This is a genomic window from Spirochaetaceae bacterium, from assembly GCA_009784515.1.
Classification (GTDB): Bacteria; Spirochaetota; Spirochaetia; order WRBN01; family WRBN01; genus WRBN01.
The window spans coordinates 1-11,872 of record WRBN01000065.1; the positions used below are offsets into that span (position 1 = coordinate 1).

Here is an 11,872-nt window from a genome sequence, read left to right on the forward strand (position 1 = left end):
GAAACTTACATTAAAACCGGTATTAGTTTTGATAAAGTTTATTATGAGAGTGAAACTTATAAATTAGGTAAAGATGTTGTGGAAGCTGGTTTAGCTCGGGGTGTTTTTTTTAAAGCCGATGATGGTTCGGCCCGCCTCGATTTAACGGAGCTGGATAAAAAAAGTGATGATGGCGAAGAAGCCCCCAGTAAAGTCTTTTTGCGTGGTGATGGCACCAGCGTGTACATCACGCAAGATTTAGGCACGGCCATTCGCCGCCACGAGGATTATCCTTTCGACCGTCTCATCTATGTGGTGGCCCACGAGCAACAGCGCCACTTTCAAATCCTCTTTTTTGCCCTTAAAAAGATGGGTTACAGCTGGGCCGATATGCTTTATCATCTTAGTTACGGTATGGTTAATTTGGCCGATGGCAGCAAAATGAAAAGCCGCGAAGGCACCGTTGTTGATGCCGATGATTTAATTGAAAGTTTAAGGCTGATGGCGCAAGCCGAAATTGACAGTAAAGGCCGTGCTAACGAGGTTGAGGCCGATACCGCTTTTAAAGTGGGCCTTGCCGCTTTGCATTATTACCTTTTGCAAGTTAGTCCCGTTAAAGATATGGTTTTTAGTAAGGAAGATTCTTTAAGCTTTAACGGCAATACCGGCCCTTATTTGCAATACACGGCGGCGCGTATTGCCAGTATGCTGCGCAAAGAGAAAGCTGCTCAGCTGGCTAAAGCGGAGATAGATAGCACCAAACTTACTTTAGATGACGAATGGCAGCTATTGCGTATGGTAGAGGATTTCCCGGAGCAAGTAGGTAAAGCGGCTGTAGATTACAGCCCAAATATTTTAGCCAACTTTATTTACGATGTAGCTAAGCTTTTTAATAAATATTACCACGATACCCAAATCCTGAACGAAACCGATAAGAGCGTGGCCGCCAACCGTTTATATTTAGCGCAGGCGGTGCATAGTGTGCTTAAAAATGGGCTAGAGCTACTAAATATACCTTATTTAGATAAAATGTAAAGGCAAAGAGATTGGTAACAACTAAAAAGGGCTGTAAATCATATGGCTAATGGCTAGCGCCAGCTGGTGCCGATTAACCGGCCTGCTAAAGCTTTCGTTGATGAGTAGTTCGTCGTTAAAATAAAGTACGGTATAAAGTTGCCCTTGCTGTTCGCTTATAATTAAGCGGTAAGGGCTGTTTTCGTTTAAAGTAAAGGCTTGCCTTAAATAACTACGTAGCCGGCGGTTAAAACGGTTACTTTCGCCGCTTATATGAAGCTGGATAGGTAATTTATACAGCTGAGTGATGGAGCCGTTTAATTGGTAAAGTTCTATAATATAACTTTGTTTAAGCTGCCGGTTGCGCTCCAACCTAATCAGGTTTTGTAAGGCTTGTGCCTTTTGGCGGCGCTCAAAGAGTGGGTCAAAAAGGGTAAGAGCATGCCGGATTAGTTCTTTATCACGCCTTAAATGGCCAAGCTGTGCATAATAAGAGGGCAGCGGCCGGTTAATAAAACTGGTCTCCAGCTGCTGGGCGGCGCGGATAAAAAGGTTAGTCTGCCATAACTCATCGCCGGCATTAATAAAATCGCGCAGGGCCGGTAAGAGGTTACCGCTGGCTAATCTTTGGCGGCCATTTTCTAGGGCATAAGAACGCGCTTTGCTGTTGTAATAAAAATGCAAAAGATTGGCCCGTAACTTTCTAAAAGGATATAATAAATAATCTACCGGCGTTTTAATGCTGGCGGTTAATTGCCGGCTGCGCAGTTGCCATAAGCCGGCCGAAAAGCTATAAAGCTCTTCAAAATAGATAGAGCTATTAATCCCATAATTACGCATCCAGCTGATGGCCCGGTTTTGTTTAAGAGGGGTAAGTAACCGTTCGGCTTCGGCCGTTTGGCCGAAAGCTAAATGCAGCTCGATTAAATTAAGAGTCGTAAGCGGGGTGAGCTCGCGCCCAAATTGCTGGCGCTCATGTTCTTCCAGCTGTGTACTTAGGAGCAGATAGTCATAAGCCATAAAAAAATTAAGCTGGTTAGTATAAAGACTACCAAAACTGCGGTAGATAGACGGGCTATCGGCAATAACTAAGGCACGCCTTAAGGCTTGTTCGGCCCTTGTATAGTTATAAAAACGCATTTCGAGTAAAAATTGGTTGTAAAGAGCGGTAACTAAAAAATTTTGATTGGTAAAAGATTGGTTTAAAGCCATATTAATGGCGCTTTCCGAAAAATAAATAGCCCGGTCATAATTAAAGACGGCCGTATAAAGCAACGAAAGTAAAGCCTTAATAATATAAGAATCTGGAAAACTATTTAACATTTGAGCAGCGGCAGTAATACCTTCTTCAAAGTTAAAAGCCTTTTGATAGGCCCATAGTAAGTTACTGGCGGCTAATTCTTCGTCCGGAAAGGCCGCATAAAACCTTTGGGCATAAAGAAGAGCCTCTGTAGCCATATCTAGGCGGTTATATAGCTCGTAAATGCTGTGGTATAAAGTAAATTGTTCGTAAAGGCCAAATAAACCATAACCTAAGGCCTCGAGGGTTAAGTAATCGTTTAAAGCTAACTGGTATAAAGATTCGTTATAAAAAAATTGGGCCCGCCGTAAAAGTAAATCGAGGTCGGCGGGCTGGGCCGCGATAGCTTCGTTTAAGAGCCGCAAAGCCTGCTCTTTGTTACCTAAAAAAAGAGCTTCATCAATGGCCTCGCTTGGCGCGGCGCTTAAAAAATAACTAAAAAATAGTAAAAATAATAATTTAACAATCATTCTTTTTATACCAAAACCATTGCGGCGTTAGCCATAACCATAATCGCCAAAGTCCTTTTACAGCCCGTGCTTGCCGCCATAACTCTTTAAAGGCTAAATAATCTTGCCGATTAAAGCTGGGGCTAAATAATACTTTACGGTAACTATCGGCTAACGGTTTATTATTATTTAAAATATCATAAATATTATTTTGCCGCTGCAAAATCATTTTCTCTAGCGCTAGCAACTGCATAAGTTGCCGGCCAGCAACTTTAAAGTTCTGGTTACGAGGTAAAAAACTTAAACGCTTTAAAGTAATAATTAAGATATAACCAGCTAAAATTATAATGATTATGCTGGCGGGACTAGCTCTTGCCAACTGCGGTAAATAGCTATCGGCACTATTAATGGTAATTACTTGCTCATTAAGGGGAGTAAGTTGCAGGCGGTTACCGATAATCTCGTTTAACAGCGGAAAAAGCTCGGTTATATCGTAGCTATCGCCAAAGGTAGCTACCTCATCGGGGGCCAGCTGGTCACTGGTAGGGTCAAAACTTATCCAGCCGTAACCCTCAAAATAAATTTCTACCCAAGCGTGAGCAACAGCACTGCTTATAGGGTAAAAACCCAATATGTCGCCGCCTTCTTCGGCAAAAAAGCCGCTGGCCACCCGTGCCGGTAAGCCGATGCTGCGAGCCATTAAAGCCATCGCAAAGGCAAAATAAGTACAATATCCCTTAAAACCCTCAAACAAAAAATAATTTAACTGGTTGCCATCGGGGCTTTGGCCGGGGTTAAGGCTATAGTAATAATTATACTTTAAATAATCGTGTAAAGCTACGGCTCGTTGGTAATCGTTGGTCAATCCGGCAGTAATTGCGAGGGCTAAATTTAAAATATCTTCATCATCGCCCCAGTTGGCATAGATGTCGCGGTGATTGGGGTAATAGGCCCGGCTGGCCCCCAGTTGGCCGGCGGTGGCAGTACTGATAAGTGAATTTACCGCGTAAATACGCCTGAAATTAGAACCGGCCCAATTTTGAAACGGAGTAATTTGCTGCGGCATGTTGGCTGCCAGTAAAGCGGTATCACTAAGGTTAATGACATAAAATTCTTGTTCAAAAGGTATACGACTGTTATAATTGGGCACATCAATGATAATTTGGTAAGGTAAAAGCTCTTCAAGTTCGCCGATAGCTGCCCGGTAAAAACCTCTTTCGGGATTGTACCCAGCCAAAGTAAAACGTTTAAAAAGCATACGGCCGCTAATCGGCGGCTGCGTGCGTAAAAAAAGTAATAACTCGCTGCCTAAATTGACGCTGGTTTCGAGGCTTAATTCATCGGTAAAATCGAAGCGGCCATCAAGGGTAGGCTGCAATAATCCGCCAAAGTTTTGGCTCATCTGCCGGCTGGTAAGGGTAAAGAGATAAGGTAAAAGAGCAAGTAAAGGAATTAAAATAATTAAAGATAGTAATGATTTTTTAATATTTTTGCTATAATCTTTATTAAGCCAAATAAAATAGACGGCCTCTGCTAAAAGATAAATAGCCGTAGTAATTAAGATAGTAAGCGGATTGAAAAAAGTTAAATTGTAATTAGCCATAGGCCAAAAATTAGCTAAGATAATGGCAAAACGTAAGATAAACTCATATTTGAGAACAGCTTTAAAGCGGCGGCTTAAATAGGTGAGTAATGTTATACTTAAAATGATGGGGAGCAAAGGGGCAAAATTTAAGTTAAAGCCAATAAAAAGTAGAGGCAGCTCAAAAAAGAGGCCGTCTATCGCTAAAACAATCAGGTTGCTGGCCAAAATCAACAAGCCAAAACCGGCTAAATAAAGCAACGAACGCAGAAGGCTAACTTTGGTAGGCGCTAAAAAAGCTATGAAAAAACTTAAACTAAAAGCGGTAATAAAAAAAGGGTAAGTTACTACCCCTTGCCACCATAAATAAACGGCAGACAAAATATAAAGCCATAAGAAATAGCGCATAACTTGCACTTTAAACATAGTAACCCTCTAGCCCAAGTGTGCGGGCTACAAAGAGTAAGTTTTGGCAGCTTTGGGTAAAACCGGCTTCGTGGCTGGTAATAATTAAAGGTTTTTTGGTGTTTTGTTTATTAATAGCCTCTATAAAAAACCTATCACCGGCTAAGCCTACAAAAATTAAAGTTTTATCTTTATTATAGTCGCTTAAATTAATTGAGTAAGGCTCGCCGGGCCGGCAAAAAGAAAGCTTGGCCCGCTCGGTTTGGTTATCGGCCTCAAAATTGGTCAAATAATTATTGCCAAGATATAAATTAACCGGGCGGTGGGTTTGTTTAAAGTGCCGGCTAAGCAGTAAGCAGGTTTTTAACAGATGGTCTAACTCATCGTTGGCTTGTTCGTTATGGGTAGCCGGCGGGATAAAAAGGCAAATGATAACTTCACTGTTAATAGGCGAGGTGTTTTCGTTGTGGCGGATAAAGAGTTGATTAAAGCGGCCAAATAACTTCCAGTTAATAAGCCTTGTGTCATCACCGGGATAATAGTTACGGCTTTCTAATCTTTCATCGGCCGCTTTAAAAGCTTTTTTAAGGCCAATGTCGTTATGCTCACTGCTTTTAAGGCTAAAATCATTAAAGCTAACCGGCGGTATCACCAAATTTAAATATAAATAATTAAGTTTATTTTTAGTGGTAAAAAAACCGAAATAATCGCTGCTACCTAAGCTAATCGTTACTTTGTAATAACCGCGTTTGCTTAAAGTAAAGCCGGTTTGGTTATCTTTAGTAGTTAAGTTGTGTTTAAAATGATAAAAACGTTTATCAAACGTAAAAGTAAAGTTAAGACTGTAATTTATAAAAGGCAGTAAGGTTTTTAATTTACTAAAGGAAATGCTAAAGGGACTATCAACGGTAGCTAAGGCAGGGGCTAAAAAAAATATTTTTGAGCGTGTAGAAATTATTAGCAACCAATTAATGAGCTGTAAGATAACCATAAGCAAACTTAAAGCTAAAAAAAAGCTGCTAATTAACAATAAAGCCAGTAAACCGCGATTAATAGCTACGATAAAAAGGGTTAGGCAGCTAACAACTAAAGTAATACCTAATAAAGATTGTTTTATTTGCATAGTTGGTTTTACCTGCCGGCCAGTAATTTGCCGGCTAATTGTTCGGCCAGTCGGTTAATTAACTGCTTAGGGTTATCGCCGCCGGCTAAGATAAGCCGATGGCCATAAACGGCGGCAACCAATTTTAAAATATCGGCATCGGTTACATAAGAGCGGTTATTAAAAAGCGCTTCCACCCGTGCCGCTTTAATCAGCTGAATAACCCCGCGCGGCGAAACGCCTAAGGCAATATCGGGGTGGTTACGGGTGGCTACGGCTATTTCTATGGCTAAGGTAATAAGTTCATCGGCGCAAAAAACTTCTTGGGCTAAACCGGCCACTTCACTTAATTTTTCTTTATTAATTAATGGCTTTAAGTTTGGTAAAGCTTTCTCGGAGGGGCTTTCTTTAACGATTAAAAATTCGTCTTGTAAAGCGGGGTAACCTACCTCCAGCTTAAACATAAAGCGGTCCAGCTCGGCGGCCGGCAGCGGGTAAGCTCCATCACTATCCAAAGGGTTTTGGGTGGCTACAACAAAAAAAAGCGGCGAAAGCCGATAGGTGCGGCCGCCTACCGTTACTTGCCCTTCGGCCATCGCCTCTAACAAGGCGCTTTGCGTTTTGGGAGTGGCACGGTTAATTTCATCGGCTAATAAAATATCACAAAAGATAGGACCGGCTTCAAAGTGAAAGTTACCGCTGGCGCCTTCGTAAACATCAACCCCTGTAATATCGTAAGGCAGTAAATCGGGTGTGCATTGAATGCGGCCGTCTTGCATACCGTCTATCAGCTTAGCTAAAGTTTTGGCGGCGGTAGTTTTGCCTAAGCCGGGCACATCTTCAATAAGTACATGGCCGCCGGTAAGCATAGCAATAATGAGTTTTTGAATAAAGCTTTCTTTGCCCTTAATAACTTGCGAAGCTGCGGCTACTAAGCTATTAATTAACTGACTGGCCTCTTGGTATTTATCGTTCATTATTAATTATAGCCTATAGTTTAGCCTTAATGCAAGGGCTGCCGGCAGCCCTTATTAAATTATGGTTAAAAAGAATTTTTTTAGGGAAAGGCGCGTATGCGCATAACGCCGTCAATCTCTTCGATGATAAACACTAAGCTTTGGCCGGCAAAGACATCGCTGCCTGTAGTTCTAAGTTGGTTGCCCATAAAGAGATAACTATTAGCAGATACCTGCCAGCCGTTTATATCGTAACGTTCCCAAGCATCAAATAAGCCGGCAAAGTCGGCAAAAGCAAAGATGTGCTGCTCGTAGTTACTCAGGTAGGTAGCAAAATTTTGATTAGCTGCCAACCTAAAAAAAGGTATTTCGCTGCGGTTAATCACCGAAAAATCGCTTAACGATACCACTTCGTTGGCCAGCATAGCCTCTGCCGTACGAAAATCGCCGATGGCAGCGGCCCTTAAAAAGGTAAGGCCGGCTTGCAGAGCGCGTTCGGTGTTATCTTGCTCGCGCTGTTGGTTAGGCGCAGTTAAGCTGCTTAACGGGTTTAACGAAGGAGCGGAAGCAATTTGCACCGGCTGGCTTTGTACCGTATTGGGCGCTACCGAACTTTGAGGAGTAGGTTGCTGTTGTATATGAGGGATAGTCCCGGCGGGTTGTAACCTATTATCGTTATCGCTGTAGCTAAAGTTGGCTCCCAGCAAAGTAACCACCGGTTGCAGAATAGCCTCGTCCTCTATTAAAAATAAATTAGATGGTTGAATGCCTATCGGCAGTTCTTCCCATATCTCTACCTCCACCAGTTGCAAGGTAATACGCGGTGGGTCGCCGCCATCTTGCCCGCGTAAATTTAACGCTAAAGGAATGATACCGTTAGGGGGAAGATTAAAATTTTCGAGCATTACCCAGTTGCTAAAGACACTGCGGCCGCCGCGCCGGCCATCATCTTGCCCTAAAAGAAAACTTGGCTGCTCGCCGGCAAAACCAAGCCTAGTTTGCACAAAAAAGACGGTGCTATTTTCGGTTATGGTGTAAACAAAACGCATTCTAAGTTTAAAATTGCTCTGGTTATGATTTGCCAATACCTGTGGCGGCAAAGTAAAGCTGCCAATGGTATGCCAAGCGGTAGAAGTAGTATCGATAACAGCTTCGCCCCGGAAGATGGATTCGCGCTCAATCAAACGATCGCGCGTTTGGCCATAAGCTAGCGAGCAAATTAAAAATAAAGTTAAAAATAGGTAGTGCTTCTTCATAGTTTACTTATCGGGATTAATAGCGGTTAAAATTTAGCCTTTAAAACAACCTTTAGCTGAAAACTGATAACTGAAAGTTGAAAGCTTTTTTAATTCTCAACTTTCAACTATTATCTAGGCCTTAAACCCGGTGCGGCCCAATAGGGAGATATTATATTTAAAATACATTATTAACTATTGTAATAAATATTACATGTTGTGTTATAATAAAATTTTCTATTTGACAAACTTAAGCTTTAATTATATAATACTCTTTAATTTACAGTAAATACAAATATAGTTATCTTATAAATACGGAGAATTTTTTAAAATGAAATTAAATTTACGTGCTAAAAATGTACTGCTTATTTGCGGCAGCATAGTTATTGTTTTTGCCATAGGTTTTTCTATTTTAAGCTCTTATGTTTACCGGCAGGCTTATGCCGAAAGCTTACGGCTGGTTAATAGTAGTGCCGAAAGAGTATCCAGCTTTATAAATGTGGCGGCCACGCTTAATATAATGGCGGCTTTGAGTTTAGCTAATGGGATTGAAACGGTAAGAGAAATTACCGCTACCGATGTTCTTTACGATTTTATCGAAGAGGAGATAAGCGGGTTAGTAGCCTATATGGACGGGACATTTGATAACTTATTTTTAATGTTAGATGCCGCTATTTTGGGCAGCGAAAGCCCCGAGCCGTTGGCTTGGCTAGCCGGCGGTGATGGTGAGTTTAATCGTATCAATCTTGACAGCCGCTTTGTTCCTTATCAAATTACTAAACAAAGCAACGAGATGGAGCTGCTTAACCCGTTTGTCTTTAATAACGAGTTATATATAGGTATCTCTATACCTATTCACGAGCATACTAATGGTTACGACCATTTTATTGGTATAGCGATAGCCGCCATTAAAGTAAGCACTTTACAAGAGGCGCTGATAGAGGTGCAAAACTCTTTACATATTGAAGGAGCTTATAGCATTATTGTAACCTCTAACTTAACAAGTATACCCGGTTTACGCGGCGAAGCTCCGGCGGCCATTAGCAGTTTATTTGACGCGGCTACTACCGGACGCATAGAGCAAAGCCTTACCGGTGGGGAAGTTACCTCCATCGAGTTTGATAACCGCCGTACAAACGAAAGAAGCTTATTGGTGCTGGTACCATTTACTCCTTTTGGTATCGAGGATAATTGGCTGGCAGGTTATGTTCTACCTATGCAAGTAGTTACGGCTTCGGCTTATAGTATTATTTGGGCGCTTATTATGATGGGGGCGGCTGTCGTTATTGTTAGCAGTCTTGTCGTTTTATATGCCATCAGCCGTATGGTAAAAGTTATAATAATTAATAAAGAATATTTAAATAAATTAGCTATGGGTGATATGACTTTTAAGATAAGCGAAAGCTTTTTAAAGCGCAGCGACGAATTTGGTGAAATGACGCACTCGGTAGCGGCGGTAGAGAGCCGTTTAATAGAGGTAGTTAGCGGTACCAAAAAGATGGTGGAGGTAATGGAGCAAACTGCCGGTGAAATTTATAACGCCAGTCAGGCGGTGTCTGCCGGCAGCAGTCAACAGGCTGCTAGTACCGAAGAGGCCAGCGCCGGGGTAGAAGAGATGAGCAGCTCTATCTCTAAAACGGTAGCCAATGTAACCCATACCGAACAGATTGCCGGCGAGGCGGCGGATAAAGCCATGCAAGGTGGTACGGCCGTTAGTCAAACGGTAGAGGCGATGAAAAGTATTGCCGAAAAAATTGGTATTATCGAAGAAATTGCCAATCAAACCAATTTGTTAGCCTTAAATGCCGCGATTGAGGCGGCACGAGCCGGTGATGCCGGGCGCGGCTTTGCCGTTGTGGCCGGTGAGGTGCGCAAACTGGCCGAACGCAGCGCCGTTAATGCTACCGAGATAGGCCAACTATCTAAAGATAGTTTAGCTGTGGCCGAAGGCGCCGGCCGGCTTATTGATGATATTGTACCGCAAATACAAAAAACAGCCGAACTTGTTAAAGAGATAGCTGTTGCCAGTAAAGAACAGCAAGATGTTACCGGCCAATTTGAAAAAGCTATCTTGGTTGATACCGAAATAACCCAAAATAATGCCGCCGCCAGCGAAGAGCTCGCGGCTAGCTCCGGCGAACTTAAAGAGCAGGTGCAAAAGCTAAAAGAACTCATGTCGTTTTTTAAAACAACCGAGTATAAACAGTTAAGATAATTTTTAGGTAAACTGCTCGATAGAATAAAGGGGCAACGGCTATAAGGTACTATCCCTTTATAGGCGCCAAATGTTTGTACAAAGTTACACCCACAGGCCAAACTTTTAAATTTTAGCTTTACTTTAACCGCAAGCTATGCTAAACTAAAACTATGCAAAAAATATTAATTATAGCTTTATTACTAATAGCCATAAATGCGCAAGGGCAAGGGTTGCCGGTGCCGGCAAATGCTACACTAGCCAGTTTGTTCCCTGATGAGAATTTGAGGGTATCAGTAGCAGGACTATTGGAAGCCGATGCTAATTTAATAGGGCAAGCGTTAAGTGATGCTCTGGCAGGAATTGAGGTGCTTAGAGCTCGATATAGAGGGATTAAAGATAGCACAGGTATTGAATATTTAATTGGATTAATTAACCTTGATTTATGGGGTAACCAATTAATTAACTTTAGTGGAAATAGTCTTATTAATTTACAAGAGCTTTGGTTACATGGTAATCCACTAACCAAGATAGATGTAAGCAATAATATTAATTTAATTGAACTTGGTATATCAGGTACAGAATTAGTTGCTATTGACTTAAATAATCTTATTAACTTACAAAGATTAGTTGCAGCCTCCAATCGTCAGCTAACTAGCCTAGATGTAAGTAACCTTATCAATTTAATTTCTCTTGATTTAAGGTATACAGGAATACCCGTCATTAATATAAGTAATCTTACTAAATTGACTTATTATTTTGTTGAAGTTAGCCCAGTACTACTAGGGGCTGATAATGCCCCTAACCTTACAGTAATAATTACTCAATAATTAAAGATAAGCTAATTACGGTTTGTATTAAAACGCCTAAACTTAACATCAATAGTTTCTGGATTAACAGCAGGGTCTGGGTCCCAATAAATACCTCTGGTTCTATCTCTTAAAGTAAAGTGGGTACCTTCGTTACCGTTTAAAAGCCTAGTTGTATGCTCGTGTCTTATAAAACGGCTATTCATATTATCATCTCTTACTCTAGGCCTAGTTATAGAAGTAGGCACATTTAATACTCTCATAGTTTCTGCTATGACCCAATCATTATCTCTAATAAAGCAGTCATTAGCTCTAATCGCAGGGAGCCACTCAAATGCTGTGGGTGATGTCCATACTTGTACATTTGCTGTTGTTCCCTTAGTAAACATATCTTTAATCTGCTGTGGTTTTAAAATTCTATCTTCCACAGGGACTATTTCCCCATCATTTTCTGCATTTGCAGCTTGTTGGGTAAAATATTCATGAGCAAGCATTTCGCCGATAGCCTGTAATATACGCAAATTACAGCCAAATCTGGGAATAACATCATCACGGGTTACCCCTGTAGGCCTTTCATTCGCCTGAAATACTAATCTTTCATCGGTTTGTAAAATTAACCTATCTTGTACACGTCTGTTCATCTCTTCGTCTTCCTCCTCAATTTCGTCTTCGTCTGCAATTTCATCATCAATTTTATCATCTTCATCTTTAGGATTATCAGTGTTATCCTCTTCACTTCCATTTAATAAAAACCCCTGCAATTTAGTTTTAATAGCGTCAATCTCTGTCAGTTGTGTTGGGTTTATCCTATCGTTATGCGGGCTTATTATCGTTAACCCTTTTAACA

Annotated in this window: 9 protein-coding genes; 3 read left to right on the top strand and 6 right to left on the bottom strand. The window is 41.3% G+C overall.

The features are described from left to right. Window positions 1-1,014 (top strand): arginine--tRNA ligase (gene argS, locus FWE37_07350; GenBank protein ID MCL2520797.1); only part of this gene is annotated, 1,014 nt, incomplete at its 5' end. A gap of 21 nt (window positions 1,015-1,035) precedes the next feature. On the opposite strand, the gene FWE37_07355 is transcribed toward argS, so the two are convergent. The 5 genes from FWE37_07355 to FWE37_07375 form a co-directional block, all read right to left on the bottom strand. After that, window positions 1,036-2,763: a hypothetical protein gene (locus FWE37_07355; GenBank protein ID MCL2520798.1), complete on the bottom strand. Its 1,728-nt coding sequence runs from the start codon at window positions 2,761-2,763 to the stop codon at window positions 1,036-1,038. Further along, window positions 2,753-4,750 (bottom strand): transglutaminase-like domain-containing protein, encoded by a 1,998-nt coding sequence (locus FWE37_07360; GenBank protein ID MCL2520799.1) that lies wholly within the window; start codon window positions 4,748-4,750, stop codon window positions 2,753-2,755. Before FWE37_07360 ends, FWE37_07355 begins: the two co-directional genes overlap by 11 nt. Continuing rightward, complete coding sequence (locus tag FWE37_07365; protein MCL2520800.1) at window positions 4,743-5,852, bottom strand: DUF58 domain-containing protein; 1,110 nt, start codon at window positions 5,850-5,852, stop codon at window positions 4,743-4,745. The genes FWE37_07360 and FWE37_07365 overlap by 8 nt, the downstream gene beginning before the upstream one ends. Window positions 5,853-5,860: 8 nt before the next feature. Next, window positions 5,861-6,808 (bottom strand): AAA family ATPase, encoded by a 948-nt coding sequence (locus FWE37_07370; GenBank protein MCL2520801.1) that lies wholly within the window; start codon window positions 6,806-6,808, stop codon window positions 5,861-5,863. 80 nt (window positions 6,809-6,888) lie between these two features. Next, on the bottom strand, window positions 6,889-8,043 hold the full coding sequence (locus FWE37_07375) for a hypothetical protein (protein ID MCL2520802.1): 1,155 nt from the start codon (window positions 8,041-8,043) through the stop codon (window positions 6,889-6,891). 310 nt (window positions 8,044-8,353) lie between these two features. Between FWE37_07375 and FWE37_07380 the strand changes: the two genes are divergently transcribed. Then, window positions 8,354-10,237, top strand: a complete 1,884-nt coding sequence (locus FWE37_07380; protein ID MCL2520803.1) for a methyl-accepting chemotaxis protein — start codon at window positions 8,354-8,356, stop codon at window positions 10,235-10,237. 152 nt (window positions 10,238-10,389) lie between these two features. Further along, the gene (locus FWE37_07385) at window positions 10,390-11,046 is read left to right on the top strand and encodes a hypothetical protein (protein ID MCL2520804.1); all 657 of its coding nucleotides are present in this window, start codon (window positions 10,390-10,392) and stop codon (window positions 11,044-11,046) included. Window positions 11,047-11,057: 11 nt separating this feature from the next. Here the strand turns inward: FWE37_07385 and FWE37_07390 are convergent. After that, a partial coding sequence (locus FWE37_07390; protein ID MCL2520805.1) for a hypothetical protein occupies window positions 11,058-11,872 on the bottom strand: 815 nt, incomplete at its 5' end.